This window comes from Allobosea sp., from assembly GCF_035944895.1.
In the GTDB taxonomy this organism is placed as follows: Bacteria; Pseudomonadota; Alphaproteobacteria; order Rhizobiales; family Beijerinckiaceae; genus Allobosea.
The window spans coordinates 607,720-624,784 of record NZ_DASZAT010000008.1; the positions used below are offsets into that span (position 1 = coordinate 607,720).

16 protein-coding genes are annotated in these 17,065 nt (G+C 64.3%); 8 read left to right on the forward strand and 8 right to left on the reverse strand.

Annotation, left to right across the window (positions count from 1 at the left end; translation table 11 throughout):
• Positions 1-9 precede the first annotated feature (9 nt).
• The 6 genes from VGV58_RS14475 to VGV58_RS14500 all read right to left on the reverse strand — a co-directional run bounded on the left by VGV58_RS14475 (position 10) and on the right by VGV58_RS14500 (position 5,153).
• Positions 10-720 (reverse strand): ABC transporter ATP-binding protein, encoded by a 711-nt coding sequence (locus VGV58_RS14475; protein ID WP_326874708.1) that lies wholly within the window; start codon positions 718-720, stop codon positions 10-12.
• 96 nt (positions 721-816) lie between these two features.
• A complete protein-coding gene (locus tag VGV58_RS14480; protein WP_326874709.1) occupies positions 817-1,785 on the reverse strand; it encodes an ABC transporter ATP-binding protein in 969 nt (322 codons plus the stop codon).
• Positions 1,785-2,624 (reverse strand): ABC transporter permease, encoded by an 840-nt coding sequence (locus VGV58_RS14485; protein WP_326874710.1) that lies wholly within the window; start codon positions 2,622-2,624, stop codon positions 1,785-1,787. Before VGV58_RS14485 ends, VGV58_RS14480 begins: the two co-directional genes overlap by 1 nt.
• Before the next feature lie 4 nt (positions 2,625-2,628).
• Entirely contained in the window at positions 2,629-3,576 is a 948-nt protein-coding gene (locus VGV58_RS14490; RefSeq protein ID WP_326874711.1) for an ABC transporter permease, read from the reverse strand.
• Positions 3,577-3,587: 11 nt separating this feature from the next.
• Positions 3,588-4,895 carry an ABC transporter substrate-binding protein gene (locus VGV58_RS14495; RefSeq protein ID WP_326874933.1) on the reverse strand — a complete coding sequence of 436 codons (1,308 nt, stop codon included), beginning with the start codon at positions 4,893-4,895 and terminating at the stop codon, positions 3,588-3,590.
• Positions 4,896-5,153 carry a hypothetical protein gene (locus VGV58_RS14500; protein WP_326874712.1) on the reverse strand — a complete coding sequence of 86 codons (258 nt, stop codon included), beginning with the start codon at positions 5,151-5,153 and terminating at the stop codon, positions 4,896-4,898.
• Positions 5,154-5,417: 264 nt separating this feature from the next.
• Between VGV58_RS14500 and VGV58_RS14505 the strand changes: the two genes are divergently transcribed.
• Positions 5,418-6,197, forward strand: a complete 780-nt coding sequence (locus tag VGV58_RS14505; RefSeq protein ID WP_326874713.1) for an IclR family transcriptional regulator — start codon at positions 5,418-5,420, stop codon at positions 6,195-6,197.
• Positions 6,198-6,398: 201 nt separating this feature from the next.
• Here VGV58_RS14505 and VGV58_RS14510 read toward each other — a convergent pair whose 3' ends face one another.
• Complete coding sequence (locus VGV58_RS14510; RefSeq protein ID WP_326874934.1) at positions 6,399-7,304, reverse strand: LysR family transcriptional regulator; 906 nt, start codon at positions 7,302-7,304, stop codon at positions 6,399-6,401.
• Between the two features lie 131 nt (positions 7,305-7,435).
• On the opposite strand from VGV58_RS14510, the gene VGV58_RS14515 reads away from it, so the two are divergent.
• The 5 genes from VGV58_RS14515 (at position 7,436) to VGV58_RS14535 (ending at position 13,179) form a co-directional block, all read left to right on the forward strand.
• Complete coding sequence (locus VGV58_RS14515) at positions 7,436-8,623, forward strand: MFS transporter (protein WP_326874714.1); 1,188 nt, start codon at positions 7,436-7,438, stop codon at positions 8,621-8,623.
• A 22-nt stretch (positions 8,624-8,645) separates the two neighbouring features.
• Positions 8,646-9,743, forward strand: coding sequence for an alpha/beta hydrolase (locus tag VGV58_RS14520; RefSeq protein WP_326874715.1), 1,098 nt, complete (start codon positions 8,646-8,648; stop codon positions 9,741-9,743).
• A 64-nt stretch (positions 9,744-9,807) separates the two neighbouring features.
• Positions 9,808-10,248 (forward strand): cyclophilin-like fold protein, encoded by a 441-nt coding sequence (locus tag VGV58_RS14525; protein WP_326874716.1) that lies wholly within the window; start codon positions 9,808-9,810, stop codon positions 10,246-10,248.
• A gap of 175 nt (positions 10,249-10,423) precedes the next feature.
• Positions 10,424-10,882, forward strand: a complete 459-nt coding sequence (locus VGV58_RS14530) for a (2Fe-2S)-binding protein (protein WP_326874717.1) — start codon at positions 10,424-10,426, stop codon at positions 10,880-10,882.
• Positions 10,879-13,179, forward strand: a complete 2,301-nt coding sequence (locus tag VGV58_RS14535) for a xanthine dehydrogenase family protein molybdopterin-binding subunit (protein WP_326874718.1) — start codon at positions 10,879-10,881, stop codon at positions 13,177-13,179. Before VGV58_RS14530 ends, VGV58_RS14535 begins: the two co-directional genes overlap by 4 nt.
• A 191-nt stretch (positions 13,180-13,370) precedes the next feature.
• Here the strand turns inward: VGV58_RS14535 and VGV58_RS14540 are convergent, their stop codons facing one another.
• A complete protein-coding gene (locus VGV58_RS14540) occupies positions 13,371-13,508 on the reverse strand; it encodes a hypothetical protein (RefSeq protein WP_326874719.1) in 138 nt (45 codons plus the stop codon).
• Between the two features lie 49 nt (positions 13,509-13,557).
• On the opposite strand from VGV58_RS14540, the gene VGV58_RS14545 reads away from it, so the two are divergent.
• A complete protein-coding gene (locus tag VGV58_RS14545) occupies positions 13,558-14,469 on the forward strand; it encodes a ferric iron reductase (RefSeq protein WP_326874720.1) in 912 nt (303 codons plus the stop codon).
• A 244-nt stretch (positions 14,470-14,713) separates the two neighbouring features.
• Entirely contained in the window at positions 14,714-17,044 is a 2,331-nt protein-coding gene (locus VGV58_RS14550) for a TonB-dependent receptor (RefSeq protein WP_326874721.1), read from the forward strand.
• The last annotated feature ends 21 nt before the right edge of the window (positions 17,045-17,065 follow it).

Consider the following 17,065-nt stretch of genomic DNA (forward strand, 5'->3'; position numbering starts at 1 on the left):
TGGCTTCCATCACTGAAGAGGTTTGTCGGGATCGGGAATGCTGTTGCGGAGCTGCGCCGTGTATTCGTGCTGCGGGTTGGCGAGCACGTCTTCGGTCGCCCCCCGCTCGACGATGGCGCCGCGATGCATGACGATGCAGTCATCCGTAAGCTGGCGCACGACCGCGAGGTTGTGTGAGATCAGGATGTACTGGACGGCGGAAACGCTCTGGATGTCCGCGAGCATGTTCAGGATCTGGGCCTGGATCGAGACGTCGAGCGACGCGACGGCCTCGTCGAGCAGGATGAAGCGCGGCTTGGCCGCAAGAGCCCGCGCGATCGCAACGCGCTGGCGCTGCCCGCCCGACAGCCGGCGCGGCAACGCCTCTGCGAGGGCGCGGCTGATGCCTACCTGATCGAGCAGCAACTGGCACTCGCGGTCCACTGCATCAGCGCCATAGAGACGCAGAAGCTCGCGCAAGCCATCGCCGATCGTCTGGCGCGGATCGAGCGAGCTGTAGGGATCCTGGAAGACCATCTGGATGCGCCGCGCATGGGCGAGACGCGCGGCCGCCTTGCGGTCGCGCGCGAAGGGCTCGTCGAAGAAGTGGACCTCGCCGGAGGTCGCCGTCTCCAGCCCAAGGAGAATGCGCGCGATCGTCGTCTTGCCTGAGCCGGATTCGCCGATGATGCCGAAGTTGCGACCGGCAGCGACCTCGAACGAGGCGTCGCTGACGGCCACGATCTCGCGGCGAGGCTGTAGCCAACCGCCTCCGACATCGAACGCCTTCCGCAGCGCCGTGACGACGAGGGGGGGGCCGAAGAAGAGCTGTTCATCTCAATTGCCTCCGCGCGCGGCGGCGCCGAGATGGCAGGCGAGTTCCGCTACGCCATGACTCTTCAATGGCGGTACCTCGGCGCTGCAAATGGGCATCCGCTCCGTGCAGCGCGGCGCAAAGGGGCAGCCGGCGGGCGCTTCGTAGGCGGGCGTCGGACTGCCTGGCAGGGTTGGCAGCCGCTCATAGCGCCGGTCCACGCTCGGCCGGGACTGCAGGAGCCCCTTCGTATAGGGGTGAGCCGGTGCGGCGTAGAGCGCGCGGCTCGGCTGCATCTCGACGATGCGCCCGGCATACATCACGGCCGTGCGGTCGCAGATCTGCGCCGCGAGATCGAGATCATGCGTGATGAAGAGGACTGACAGGCCACGCCTCGTCTGCAACTGCTTCAGGAGCAGTGCGACCTCCGCCTGGGTCGTCACGTCGAGCGCGGTGGTCGACTCGTCGGCGAGCAGCAGGCGCGGCTGGGTCGACAGCGCTGCCGCAATCGCAACGCGCTGGAGCATGCCGCCGGACAATTGATGTGGGTAGCTGCCGAGGCACCTGTCGGGGTCCGCGATGCCGACCTCCTGCAGCAGGTCGGCAACCTTCTGGCGCAGCACCGCCCGTGGCCGGGTATCGAACAGGAGGAGCCCCTCGAGCAGGAAATCCTCGATCCGCCTGACCGGATTGATGTGAGCGCGCGGATCTTGATAGATCAGCCCGATCTGCTCGCGGCGGTAGCTTTCCAGCTCGCGTTCCGACATCGCCCCGACGAGCCTGCCGTCGAAGCGGACCTCGCCCGACACGCGCGCGCCGGCGGGCAGCGTCCGCGTGATCGCCTTGGTCGTCATCGACTTGCCGGATCCCGACTCGCCTACCAGCGCGAGCGATTCACCCTCGCCAATGCCGAGGGAGACGTCAGCCACGATGCGTCGCAGCTCCCTGCCCACAGGCAGCTCGACGATGAGGTTTCTGATGTCGAGGAGCACTAGATCGACCTGACGTGAATGTGGGACAGCCGGTCGCCGATGATCGTCACCGCGGTGACGACCGCCACGATGCAGAGGCCGGCGCTCAGTGCTTCCCTGAACTCGCCCTGGATCAGGGTCGCCTGTCCCTGCGCGACCATCAGGCCCCAGTCGGGCGTGGGCGCCTGGATGCCGAGACCGATGAAGGAGATCGCGGCGAGCTCGATGGTCGCATAGCCGAAGGACAGGATGAGCTGGGTCGAGAACAGCGGCCAGACCGCGGGGAAGAGGTGCCGGGCAGTGATGCTGGGCCCGGACATGCCCTGCACTTCGAGCGCCTCGATATAGGGCTGGGCGCGCTCGCGCAGGGCCTCGCTGCGGAGCAGGCGAGCCTTGTGCGGGACGGAAGCCAGGGCGAGTGCTACGACCGCGGGCCAAAAGCCGCTCGAAAAGACCGCTGCCACCAGCAACGCCAGCAGGATGGCCGGGAACGCGAATTGAATGTCGATGATGCGGCTGATGACGCTGTCGACCCAGCCGCGGTTCCAGGCGGCGGTCAGGGCGACCACCGCGGCTATACCGCCGGACAGGGCGACGATGGCGAGCGGGCCGAGCAATGCGCTGCGGCTGCCCCAGATCAGCCGGGACAGGATGTCGCGGCCGAGCGTATCGGTGCCAAGGGGATTGGCCGCGCTCGGCGGCCCGAAAGCGTTGGCGACGTCGATCTCGAGCGGATCATGCGGAGCGATCCAGGGCGCGAAGATCGCAATGAGGCAGACCGCGACCATCAGCAGAAGGGCGAGGGTTCCGGCCAGGCCGAGTTGCTCCAGGGTGCGGGCGAACCCGCCAGGTCCCGTCATGGCTTCAGCGGTTTGCAAGGCGCACTCTCGGATCGATCAGGAGATAGAGAAGGTCGACGACGAAATTCACGAGGACATAGGCACCGACGAGCACGACTGAGATGGCCTGGACGACCGGCACGTCCTTCTGCTGGACCGCCTGGATCAGCAGCGTGCCGAGGCCGTGCAGGCCGAAGGCGAACTCGATGACCACGGTGCCGGCGACCATGGTGGCGGCGGCGATCCTGGACACCGTGACGATCGGGATCAGGGCATTGCGCAGGACATGGCGCCACAGGATCAGATGCTTCGGCACGCCGCGGATGATCGCCGTCTGGACATGCTCGCGGCCGAGCTCGGCCGTCATCGCGACGCGCGTGATCCGGGCGATGACGCAGGAGGTCGTCAGTCCGAGCGCGACCGACGGGAGGATCAGGTGCCATAGCCCGTCAATGAATCCTTCTCCCGAGCCAAGAGCCGGAAACCAGCCGAGCTTCACGGCGAAGATTGAGACAAGGATAATGGCAGCGACAAAGCCCGGTGTTGCGAAGCCGACCGTCGTCACGGCGGTGATGGCGATTCCGGCGGTCCGGCCGGCGATCGAAGCCAACGCTCCGACGGCGACGCCGAAGAAGATGCTCATCGTACAGGCCAGCGCGATCAGCCCGAGCGTCGTGGGAAGCCGCGCCCCCAGCAGCCGCCAGACATCTTCTTTCATGGCGTAGGACCGGCCCCAATCGCCCGTGAAGACGCCGCTGATCCAATGCCAGTAGCGCAGAAACAGCGGATCCTTCAGCCCGTACTGCGCCTCGACCAGTGCGACTTGTTCGGGGGTGGCGGTGTTCTCGCCACCGCCCAGGATGAAGGCCAGAGACGATCCCGGCGAGTAATGCATCGCCGCGAAGATGATGAAGGACGAAACCAGCAGGGTCGATGCGACCGACAGCGTCCGAACGGTAATGGCTCTCGACATCTGACCGCCGGCTACCTGGCTGCCGCCCCGACGCCGGCAGCCCAGGGATAGTAGGGGAACACATAGGATGCGGGCGCACCGGTGATGGCGCGGTGCATGTAGACGGTGTTGGTGAACTCGACGAGCGGGATCCAGGCCTTGTCGCTGACGATGATGTCCTGCACCGAGGCGATCAGACGGGCGCGCGCGGCCGGGTCGGTTTCGGCCCGTGCGTTGGCCAGCGCTTCGATCACGTCCTTGTTCTGGTAGCGCCCGAAATTGAGGGCGTCGAAGGCCGGGGTGAAAACGGAGTAGAAGTCCAGCGGCTCCGTCATGTTGACGTTCTTCGTCATCATCAGCATGTCGTAATCGCGCAGCTTCGCATCGAAGAAGCCGGCGACATACTGGCCGTACGGAACCGATTTGAGCTCGATCGGAACGCCGATCTTGCGGCCGGCATCCTGGATGAGCGTGGCCAGCAGCTGGTAGTCGGAGCGCGCGCCATAGGCGAGGATGATCGGCTGGGTGATCGGCCCGGCCTGCGCGACCAGCGCCTTGGCCGCCTCGAGATCGACCTTCGGCGTGCCGAGCTTGGCAATCGCTTGCGGAAAGACGTCCCCGCCATAGCTCAGCGAGGCGCTCGGCGCAGGCGACAACGTCGGCAGCGCGGCCCCTCCGAAAACGTTCCTGGCCACAGCGGTCCGGTCGATTGCCAGTGACAGGGCTTGGCGGATCTTGTCCGAGACGACGAGCGGCGCCCCGCTCGGACGCTGGTTCGGAATCAGGTTGTAGTTCGAGAAGCCGCGTCCGTAGTGCAGGCCCTTCTCGTCCGCCTTCTTGAGGCCTGCGATCGCATTTCCCGTCGGGCCGTACATGCCCTGCAGCTCGCCGGTCAGCAGGCCGTTCACCTGCGCCGCGGTATCGGTGACGAACTTGAATTCGAAGCGGCTGCTCAGGGGCTTCGCCGCGTTCCAGTGGCTGTCGTTGCGAACTAGCTGGATCGAGGAACCGACGTTCCAGGCCGCCAGCTTGAACGGGCCGCTGCACATCGGCAGAGCCTGCGGCGTGCCGATCGCGTTCTGGTGAGCCTCGGCATGCGCCTTCTTGACCACCGCCCCCGCCAAGGTGGCCATCACGGCATGGAACATGACGTCCGGCTGTTTGAGCTTGACCTTGACGCCGTGATCGCCCTCGACGGTTATCGCCTCGACATTCGTGAAGTAGCGGGCCCAGCGTGACTTCGTCGCCGGATCCATGTGGCGCGCCAGGCTGAAGGCGACATCCTGGGGGGTCACGGGCGTGCCATCCCAGAAGGTCGCATCCTTGCGGATTTCGTAGATTTAGGTCGCCTGATCGGGCTGGGATACCGAGGTGGCCAGCCAGTTCTGGATCTTGAATTCGGGGTCCAGCACGAAGAGGCTTTCGCAAGCATTCGCCAGAACCTGCGCAATGACGAATTCGTTGGCCTGCGCCGGATCGAGCGATGCCGGCTCGACCGGCAGCGCCCACACCACCCGCTCGACCGGCCCAACAGCGGCCGGAGTGCGGCCTTCGAGTTTGTTCTCCTGCGCCTGCGCAGCCGTCAGCGTCGCGGACAAGACGAGAGCCGCAGTGTTGACCCGTTCCAGTCGATAAACTGCCATCGCTCTCCCCTTTCTTGAGCCGCCGCTGTCAGCGGAAATCGCTTTTTGTATCGCATTACAATTCTGTCTATCGCAATACACTTGTCAAGGCATCCGCCCTGCGGGATGATTGACAGCGATCCCGATCATGCGTTTGGGGCGCATGTTGCCCCGCTTCGGCGGCGCCGGTATCTGCATCGGCACTGCCCCTCGCTGCTGGGCACGCTGCTAGGAGCATCCATGGCAACATCCGACAGCCCGCTGTTCGTCAAATCAGTCGAAAAGGCATTTTCGGTGCTGCGCGCCTTTACGCGCGAAAGCCAGTCGCTTACACAGGTCGAGATCGCCGCACGCGCTGATCTCGACAAGAGTTCGGCTCAGCGCTTCGTCCATACGCTGCATGCCCTCGGCTACCTGGTGAAGGACGCCAGCGGCCGCGCCTATTCCCTGTCGCCCCGCCTCCTGGAGTTCGGCTTCAGCTATCTCGACATGGACCCGGTGATCGCCAGCACACAGCAGCAGCTCAAGGAACTACACGACCAGACCGGCGAGACCATCAACCTCGCGAAACTGGACGGAACCGACATCATCCTGGTCGCGCGCTGGCCCAGCAAGCGGATCATTTCGGTGAGTATTCGGGTCGGGGCGCGACTGCCGGCGATCTACATGGCATCGGGCCGGGTCATGATCTCGCAGCTATCTCGGGACGAGCGGCAGGCGTATATCGACCGCTCCGAGATCACGCGGCATACGGAGCACAGCCTGATCGACAGGGCTGCCCTCGAACTCGAACTCGATCGCGTGCGTGCCCAGGGCTATTGCGTGACGCGCTCGCAATATTTCCACGGCGATCTGTCCATCGCCGCGCCGATCATCGACGCCAAGGGCGCGATCGTTGCAAGCGCCAGCGTGAACACGGTCGAGTTGAACGGCCCTGACAAGGAGCGCGAGCAAGTCTTAATCGACAGCATGCTGGCCGCGGCCCGCGCCTGCTCCGACAACCTCAGACATATGGGATAGGTCTGCCATGGCGTGCCGCGAGGCCTCCCGCGGAGCTCCCAGCTTTCCAGCTTGCGCCCAAACAACGGCTACCAGCAATTTGCGCTAAGTCCAGACATTTGAGCGCTTCCGGAGAGCGGACATTCGGACCGCCATCTCGCGGAGATTCGCCAATCCACGGAATCCTTGGCCGACACGCTCAGCCTCGGCCAAAAAATGCGGTCAGGAGCCTGTCGGACTTCGGTGGCGCAATGCCTCGACGATAACCTTGAAGGCCGGGAGATTCTGACGGCGGCTCGGATAGTAGAGGAAATAGCCGTCGAAGAAAGGCGACCAGTCGTCCAGCACCTGGACCAGTTCGCCCGATGCGACCTGGCGCGCCACGATGTCGTTCGGGACGTAGGCGATGCCGTAGCCGTTCACCGCAGCGTCGATCATGGCGTAGGAATTGTTGAAGGTGAGTTGGCCGCTGACCCGGACGCGCAGCTCCTGTCCGTCCTTCTCGAACTCCCAAACATAGAGTCCGCCGGCCGTCTCGTGGCGCATGTTGATGCAGACGTGTCGGATCAGATCCTGCGGATGTTGCGGCACGCCATGCACGTCGAGATAGGCAGGCGAAGCGACCGCGACCAGCCGCCAGTCCGGGCCGATCCGCACCGCGATCATGTCCTTCTCGACGCTCTCGCCGAGCCGCACGCCGGCATCGAAACCCTCCTCGACGATGTTGCGGAAGGTGCTGTCGAGGATCAGTTCGACATTGACGTCGGGATAATCCCGTAGGATCGGCCTGAGCTTCGGCCAGACGATGCTTTCGAGGGCATGGTCGGACAGCGTCAGCCGGATCGAGCCCGATGGCTTGTCGCGCAGTGCCATCAACGCTGCGATCTCCTCCTCGATCTCGGCGATCCGCGGAGCGATGGTCTGCAACAACCGTTCGCCCGCGGCCGTCGTCGCGACATTGCGCGTCGTCCGGGTCAGGAGCCGTATGCCCATTCGCGCCTCGAGCTGCTTGATCGTGTAGCTGAGGGTCGATTGAGCCACGCCGATCTTCGCCGCCGCCCGCGTGAAGCTGTGCTCCTCCGCGACGATCTGAAACCACCTGAGCTGGTTGAGATCGGTCTTGTCCATGAAATCCTCAACGCCGATACGCACGAGATTAATCGATCCACTCGATTAGTTCATTCCAATTCCGGCAGGTAATCGTCTCGCCGTGAGATCGCTAGTTTGCGCTGCAACAACGCACGCAGGAGCGAACGGACATGGCGGTTGCCGCCTTATCGCAAGAAGGAAGCAAGCCGGTCGCCATCTGGAGCGCCGTCCTCTCGATGGCGCTTTGCGTGGCGATGCTGATCGCCTCGGAGTTCATGCCGGTCAGCCTGCTGACGCCGATGGCGGAGGGGCTGCGCGCAACCGAGGGGCAGACCGGACAGGCAATCTCGATCAGCGGGCTCTTCGCGGTCGCAGCGAGCATGGCCATCACCACCGCCGCCGGGACGTTGAACCGCAAATGGGTTCTGGTCGCGATGACGGCCTTCATGCTCGTGTCGCTGATCCTGGTCGCGGTCGCGCCGAACTTCGCGGTGCTGATGCTCGGCCGGGCCTTGCTCGGCATCTGCATCGGCGGTTTCTGGGCACTGGCGACGGCCGTCATAATGCGCTTGGTTCCCGAGGCCGAGGTGCCCCGCGCCTTGGCGCTGATGTATGGCGGGCAGGCGATCGCAGCCGCCTTCGCCGCGCCGATCGGCAGTTATCTCGGCGGAATGTTTGGCTGGCGCGTGGTGTTCTGGGCGCTGACGCCGATCGTTGCCGTCAACCTAGTCTGGCACGTGATCGCGCTGCCGTCGCTACCGGCGCGTCAGCGGCAGGATTTCAGGACCATGTTCGGGCTGCTGAAGCGCCCCTACTTCCTTCGGGGTATTCTGGCGTCGATGCTGTCCTGGGGCTCGGCCTTCACGATGTTCACCTATTTGCGCCCGTTTCTGGAGCAGGTGACGGATGCGGATGTCACGACGCTCTCGACCCTGCTGCTGCTGCTCGGCTGCGCCGGCTTCGTCGGCACCTGGGGGGCCGGCCGCTTCCTGAGCGGCAGCGTTGCACCTCTCCTGAAGCTCCCCGTGCTGCTGATGGGCGGCAGCACGTTCGGTCTCCTTCTGCTGGGCGGCTCGGTTGTCGCAGCGGGCCTGTTTCTGGCGATCTGGGGCGCGATGAACACCGCCATGTCGGTGATCTGGATGATGTGGATGTCTCAGAACGCGGGCGATGCAGCGGAGGCAGCCGGCAGCCTGATGGTGGCCGCGATCCAGGTCTCGATCCTGCTCGGCGCCGTGGTCGGCGGGCTGCTGCTCGATGGCCTGTCGATCTTCGCGACCTTCGCGGGAAGCGTGGTCCTGGCCGCCATCGGCATCGCGGTGATCGGCGACGGTCGACGCCTGCTGAAATCGAAATGACCAGAGGAGCGAGGAGATACCGATGGACACCCCCGACACGACCATTCGCACCGCTCCGACCACACACATGGATCGACGCGAACTGATGAAACTGACTGGCGCCGGCGTAACGACCCTGGCGGCCGCGTCACTCCTCAAGATCTCCAACGCAAAGGCTCAGAACATGGCAGCGGAATGGGACAAGACCTTCCCGAAGAGCGAAAATGTCGATCATCGGAAGGTCACCTTCAGGAACCGGTACGGCATCACCCTGGCGGGCGATCTGTATCTGCCCAAGGATCGGTCCGGTTGGCGGCTGGCGGCGCTGGCTGTCGGCGGCCCGTTCGGCGCGGTGAAGGAGCAATCCTCCGGCCTCTATGCGCAGACGATGGCGGAGCGCGGTTTCGTGGCGTTGGCCTTCGATGCATCCTTCACCGGCGAAAGCGGCGGCGAGCCGCGCAACGTCGCTTCGCCCGATATCAATACCGAGGATTTCAGCGCCGCGGTCGATTATCTCGGCCTGCACCCGTCGGTCGATCGCGAGCGGATCGGCGTCATCGGCATCTGCGGCTGGGGCAGCATGGCCTTGAATGCCGTTGCCGTGGACAAGCGGGTCAAGGCCGTCGTGGCCAGCACGATGTACGACATGACCCGCGTCATGTCGAAGGGCTACAATGACAGCGTGACGCTCGAACAGCGCACCCAGGCGCTGGAGCAGATGAGCCGGCAGCGCTGGGAAGACGCCGCCAATGGAACCCCGGCCTACCAGCCTCCTTACAACGATTTGAAGGGCGGCGAGGCGCAGTTCCTGGTCGATTACCACGACTATTACCGGACGCCGCGCGGCTATCATGCGCGCGCGGTCAACTCCGGCAACGCCTGGAGCCGGACCACGCCGCTCTCGTTCATGAACATGCCGCTCCTGACCTACATCAAGGAGATCTCGCCGCGCCCGATCCTGTTGATCCACGGCGAAAAGGCTCACTCGCGCTATTTCAGCGAAACCGCCTATGCGGCGGCCGCGGAGCCGAAGGAGCTCATGATCATCCCAGGCGCCAACCACGTCGATCTCTACGACAAGCTGAACGTGATCCCGTTCGACAAGCTGACCAGCTTCTTCAACCGGCATCTGGCTGCGTGAGGAAGGCCGGGGATCGAGGGAGGCACATCGAATGACATGCGGGCAGGCGAGGCTGTCGCGTCGCATGGTGCTGGCGAGCGCTGCCACCAGCCTCGCTGTTCACTCCATTGCTCGCGCGCAGACCAACACAGCCTCGCCAAGCAAAGGAACCGCCATGCGCCTTCGATTTGCCTTCGCGGATCAGGAGTTCACGGCGACGCTGGAGGACAATCCCACCGCGCGGGACCTGTTCTCCCTGCTGCCGCTCGATCTGACGATCGGCGACTATGCGACCAACGAGAAGATCGCCTATCTGCCGCGCAAGCTCACCGAGGACGGCAGCGGCCGCTTCGACAATGAGGCGATCGGCGACCTCTGCTACTACGCCCCCTGGGGCAACCTCGCGATGTTCCACGGTTCCTACCGCTGGTCGCGTGGCTTGATCCGGCTCGGACACCTGGACGGGGGTACCACACCACTGCTGGTGCGCGGCGAGCACAAGCTGCGTGTCGAGGTCAATCCCTGAATGCCGCGGAACCTCGGGCCAGCACGCGCGGCACCGCGATTGTCCTCTCACGATAACTTGCTCAGGTGAAGCTTGTGTTCTGCCGCGCGGAAGCGCTGCATAGCCTCGATCAGAGCTCGCTGTCGCATGTCACAGACGGTCCCGGAATATCCGGGTCGCGAAGAAGGAGATGCTGATGACCACCCTCGTCGTGAACGGAACGGAGCGCCGCTACGATGGCGATCCCGAAATGCCGCTGCTCTGGTATCTACGGGACGAGCTCGGTCTGACCGGCACCAAGTTCGGTTGCGGCGTCGCAGCCTGCGGAGCATGCACCATTCACCTCGACGGAATGGCCGTCCGCGCCTGCCAGACGGCAATCTCGGCGGCAGCTGGGCTCTCGGTCACCACGATCGAAGGACTGTCTCCTGACGGCAATCATCCGGTGCAGGCTGCTTGGCGCGACCTCAACGTCTCCCAGTGCGGCTATTGTCAGCCGGGCCAGATTATGCAGGCCAGCGCTCTGCTGAAAGAGACACCAAATCCGAGCGACGAGGACATCGATGGTGCGATGAGCGGCAACCTTTGCCGCTGCGGAACCTATCCGCGTATTCGCGCCGCGATCAAACAAGCTGCCAAGGGAGTGCGCCTATGACGGAGCATGTTCCCAATCCGAGCGGCACTCTCGCCAATGTCAGTCGGCGGAATCTGCTGCAGGGCATAGGCGCCGGTGTTTTCGTGCTCGCCGCGGGCCTGCCCGTCACAACACCCGCGCAAGACAAGAAATTCGGTGCCGACGGGATGCCGAATGGCTGGCGCGACGATCCCGCGGTCTTCATCGCCCTGGCCGAGGACGGCACCGTCACCATCACCTGCCATCGCTCGGAGATGGGGCAAGGGGTGCGCACCTCGCTCGCGATGGCGGTCGCGGACGAGCTCGATGCCGACTGGGCTCGGGTGCGGGTCATGCAGGCTTGGGCCAACGAAGAGCGCTTCGGCAATCAGGACACGGACGGATCGCGCAGCCTGCGCCACTGGTTCATGCCGATGCGCCGCGCCGGCGCTGCTGCACGAACGATGCTCGAGCAGGCGGCAGCGGCGCAATGGGGCGTCGCGGTTGCCGAGGTGCGCGCTGGCAACCATGCCGTTGCTCATGCCGCCAGCGGGCGCAACCTGAGCTATGGCGCGCTTGCCAAGGCTGCGTCGGCTTTGCCGGTGCCCGATCGCAGTAGCGTGCGGCTCAAGCCCGCAACCGCCTTCCGCTATATCGGCAAGGATACGATCGGCCTCGTCGACAACCAGGACATCACCACGGGCAAGGCCGTCTACGGCATCGATGCCCGCGTCGACGGCATGCTGTTCGCCGTCGTTGCCCGGCCGCCGGTCTATGGCGGCAAGGTCGCGTCCCATGACGCGTCCGAGACCTTGAAAGTGCCGGGCGTCGTGAAGGTCATCGCCATCGACCCTCCGGCGATCCCGTCCGAATTCGAACCGCTCGGTGGGGTAGCCGTCATCGCCCGCAACAGCTGGGCCGCCATCAAGGGCCGCGAGGCGCTGAAGGTGACCTGGGAGGATGGCCCGAACGCGGTCTATTCCTCCGACAGCTACCGCGCCCGCCTGAGCGAGGCGGCGAGCAAGCCTGCCAAGATCGTCCGTAATGATGGCGATGTCGATCGTGCCATGGCTGGAGCGGCCAAGCGCGTCACGGCCGAGTACTACATTCCGCATCTTGCCCAATCGCCGATGGAGCCGCCGGCGGCGCTGGTCCGCATCGTCAATGGCGAGGCCGAGGCCTGGGCCTGCAGCCAGGCCCCACAGGTGACCCGTGCGCGCCTTGCCAAGCGGCTCGGCCTGCCGGTCGAGAAGGTCAAGGTCAACATCACCCTGCTCGGGGGCGGGTTCGGGCGCAAATCCAAGCCCGATTTCGTCGTCGAGGCCGGAATCTGCTCGCAGGCGATGGACGGGGCGCCGGTCAGGCTGATGTGGACGCGCGAGGACGATCTCCACCACGGCTACTATCACACGGTATCGGTCGAACGGCTGGAGGCGGGGCTCGACAGCTCCGGCAAGGTGACGGCCTGGCTGCATCGCAGCGTGGCGCCGACCATCGGTTCGATCTTCGCCCCGGATCCCAAGCATGAATTGCCGTTCGAGCTCGGGATGGGGCTGGTCAATCTGCCCTTCGACATTCCGAATATCCGGGCGGAGAACCCGGAGGCGCCCGCCCATGTCCGCATCGGGTGGTACAGGGCCGTCTCGAATATCCCCCATGCCTTCGCGGTGCAGTCCTTCGTTGCCGAGCTTGCCCACGCGGCCGGCCGCGACCCGAAAGACTACCTGCTGGAGTTGATCGGTCCGGCGAGGCTCATCGATCCGACCAAGATCGGCGATGTCTGGAATCATGGCGAGGATCCGCAGCGCTATCCGATCGACACGGGACGCCTGCGACGTGTGATCGAAACCGCGGCTCAGGGGATAGGCTGGGGACGTAGCTTGCCCAAGGGCAGCGGGCTCGGCATCGCGGGTCACTACAGCTTCGTGAGCTATATTGCTGCGGCGGTGGAGGTAGTCGTCAGCGAGCGCGGAAGGCTTTCGATCCCGCGTGTCGATATCGCGATCGATTGCGGGCCGATGGTCAACCCGGACCGCGTCCGTTCGCAAATGGAAGGCGCAGTCATCATGGGCGCCGGCATCGCAAGCTCGGCCGAGATCTCCTTCAAGAACGGCCGTGCCGAACAGGACAATTTCGACACCTACGAGCTGACGCGCATGGATTCGGCGCCGCGGGATATTCGCGTGCATCTCCTGCCTGCGGGCGATTATGAGCGTCCGCTTGGCGGCGTCGGCGAACCGGGCTTGCCGCCCGTTGCCCCAGCCATCGCCAACGCAGTGTTCGCCGCGACCGGCAAACGGATCAGGCAATTGCCGATCCGAGATCAGCTCGGCGCCTGATCAGCTTTGCCTCACAAGCTCGCCCGTAGTTGGGCGAGCCTGAAGAATCATGGGAGCGTCTCGCAAAGCGTATGTCGAGACGAGATGCGCCAATTGCGGAACTTGGGTTCTTGTCCGGAAGCGGACATTCGTCGGGCTCACGAGTACGTCCATTTTTAAGCTGTGGAATGCCAGCGATATTACGCCGGCAGTCAGGTCTCCAGCGACCGCGCAGCCAATTTCGCCTTCTCAACCTGCGCGGCGATTGTCACGCAGATGTGCTCGGCGCCGCTCAGCCAATCACGATGCTGGATGCCCACCAGATCCGCATCCCAAACCCTGCCTTCCATTCGTCATGTCCATGAAGGCTTCGATCCGTGGAACACGAAGGACATGAGGATGGTGCCGACAGACGGGCTATCGAAACCGAGAACGCAAGTTTCGCCGCTGCGCTCCGCCTTGGCTTCTCAAGCGAAACTCTGGCCGGAAATCAGGGTCGAACTCGGCGGACTGGAGTCGGGCTGGATCACTGCCGAAGCCTTCTTCGCCAGCGACACCATGATAGAGGAATACCTCGATTACGAAGGCTCTTTCAGCGAGGGGACCGATCGGAAGGCGTGCGGTTCGTTGATGATGACGGATTATGCGTATGTCTTCGCGCTCGCGACAGTGCCGGCCTTCCTGGGCTTTGGCATCCTTCCGAATCTTTCCCCGTCTCGCTTCGCTCTTCTATTCCACGCGACCCAAGACGAGCATGACGGACACATGCGTGAAGTCCGGCGCGCGCATGTTCGCTATCTGTCGGGTGGCTTCCGGGTTAGCCGAACGGATCACGCAGCGCATCCGGACGCGCAGGGCCCGATGGCTCACGACCAGATCGCGGACGCGTTTTGCACTGCGGTGCAGGCGCATTTCGAGCCATTGATCGAGCAGCTCCATGCGAGGACGAAGCTCTCTCGCAACGCCTTCTGGCGACTGGTCGCCGATGCGCTCGCGGGCTGGTTTATCGAAGCTGGGCGCCGGCTCGACTGCCAGGAGGCCGCGAAGGCCTCGGCCATGGCCGTTCTCAAGCGGCCGGGATCGCCGTTGAACAACCGCCAGCTTCATTATTTCGATCTGTCCGTCCGCGATCGGGCAGGGCAGCCGTTTTCCTATACGTTTCGTGGGCGCGGAGGCTGCTGCCGGTTCTATACGGTGGAGGGCGGCGAGTATTGCTCGACCTGCGTGCTAAAGGATCCGCGGCAGCGCGACGACGATTTGCGGCAGGCCATGCGCCGCCATCTTGGTCTGGCCGGCGACGAGATCGCGTGAGCCCAGCCGTGCCAGACGCATCGTTCGCCGAGAGCACGGCCGCAGAATTATTTCTGGGGCGAGTCCCAAAGCCCAGGAGCCAATCGTCACCCCAGTGAGCGGATGAACAGGATCCGCGTCGAGGACGAAGTGCGGCGCCTTGAACGCCGCATGGACGGGGGTTTCGATGGCTGCGACGTTATCTGACAATGCAATTTCGGGAAGCGCCGGAAGGCGTCGACGTTTCGCTTTCCTGGCTGGCACGATGCTGGCTCTGTGCGGTGTCGCGCCCGCCTCCGCGCAAACCGCTGCCACGCCTCAGGGCGCGAGAGACGCCATTTCGATCCCCGCCGGCCCGCTGACGCCGGCACTCAACCGTCTAGCCACGCAGGCGGGTCTCCAGATCCTCTTCGATGCCGATCTGACGCGCGGGAAGACGACCCGCGGTGTTCGTGGGCCACTCGCGCCGGCGCAGGCGCTCAACGCGCTGCTCGCCGGCACGGGCATCAGCGCGCGCTTCGCCGGCAGCAACCAGGTCGTGCTCTCCGGCGCCCCGGCGCCCGTGACCACCGGCGCGTTGCCGGACGGAACGATCTCGCTCGACGAGATCAGGATCTACGGCGCACGCGACGCGACGACGCTCCAGAACACCAGCGCCAGCGTCGGCATCGTGACTGCCAAGGATATCGAGTACGGGCAGATCCAGAACTTCCGCGATGCCTTCCGGCGCATGGCCAATGTGATGGATGCCGACTGGATCAATGGCGGTTTCATCCTGCGCGGCGTGAACTCGGAAGGGTTCGCATCGGGCAACAACCCGATCGGTTCGCTCTATATCGACGGCGTGCTGCAGACGCAGGAAGGAACGCGGCGCGGAGCGCGCGCGCTGTGGGATGTCGAGCAGGTGGAGGTCTATCGCGGGCCGCAATCGACTCTCAGCGGCCGCGCGGCGATGGCCGGCGCGATTTACATCAAGACCAAGGATCCGACCTTCAAGCGGGAGTTCGAGGTTCAGGGGACGATCGGCAACGACCGGCGCGTCGGCGCGGCCTTCATGGTCAACATGCCGCTGCTCGAGAACCAGGTCGCCGCGCGTATCGCAGGCTCGTTCGAACGATTCCGCAGCGATCTGAACGCCCCGTCCTTCGTCGCCTTCCAGCGCTACGACGAGTGGATGACCGACTCCAACTACAATATCCGCGGCAAGCTGCTGATCACGCCGACGGGGCTGCCGGACACCAAGGCGATGCTGAGCTACTCCTTTGCCCAGGATGCGCCTCGCGAGCGCGACATTGGCGGCCCGGCCATGGGCCTGCCCTGGCGGCAGAAGCGCTCTGACTTCTATCTGCCGATCTACACGGAAGTGCGTTCGACCCGGGTAAACAATGTCGGACTCGAGATCACCCACAACCTCTCGGATGCGCTACGCTTTACGTCGCAGACCGGCATCACCCACGACTTCCATCAGCGCCCTTCGATCAACCTGGGAACTTATGGCCAGACCAATGTGCTGCGTGGAGACCGGAGCAGCACGCAGTTCACCCAGGAATTTCGCCTGAACTACGACCTCGGACCATGGAAATGGGTCGCTGGCATCTATGGCAGCCACCTCGATTGGCGGAATTTTTACGACGGCCGGATCAGCACGACGACGATCTATCAGAAGGACAGCAAGAAGACGTCAAATGCCGCGGCGTTCGGCGAGGTGACATATGAATTCCTTCCGAGCTGGAAGGTGACGGCCGGGGCGCGGCTCGACTATACCGACCAGTCCGTCGACTATTACTACCGGCGCGGCAATCTGCGGACAGGCGCTTCGGCGATCACGCGCTATACCGGTGGCACGGACGAACTCAATTTCCTGCCGAAGCTCGGCATTTCCAAGGACTTCGGCGACCGTCATACGGCCGGATTCGTCTATTCTCAGGGCTTCCGGAACGGCGGCATCGCCTATGACAACGTCCGGATGTCGACCTACACCTACGATCCGGAAAAATCCCACAATTTCGAGCTGTTCTACAAGGGGCGCTGGCTCGACGACCGCCTGACCATCAGCGCGAACGCCTTCCACACCCGGTTCCGCCGGCAGCAGGTCGACATCGAGGATTTCGTCAACCTGAACAACTTGATCGCCAACGCCGCGAACTCGCGTTCATGGGGCTTCGAGTTCGAGCCGTCCTTCCGGGTGACGGACCAGTTCACGGCCTTTGCCTCGATCGGCTATCTCGACACGAAGTTCAACAGGAAGAGCCAGCACGGCCTGATCGAACTTGCGGGCTATCCCTTCCCGGAGGCGCCCGAATGGAGCCTCGGCATCGGTGGCCGCTACGAATTCGCGAACGGGATCTATGTCGGTGCGGACGCCAAATACACCTCCCGCTACATGGCGCGCTTCTCGGTGAACGCGCCGAACAGCTTCGTCGGCGACCGGACGATCGTGAACGCGCAAGCCGGCTACAAGCGGGAGAACTGGGAGGTCAACGCCTACGCCCAGAACCTGTTCGACGAGAAGTATCTGACCTATCTCGACGGCGACAGCATGGCCACGCTCGGCGCACGCCGCAGCTTCGGGGTCAGCCTCAAGGCGAAATTCTGAGATGTGGACGACGGAGGCCGC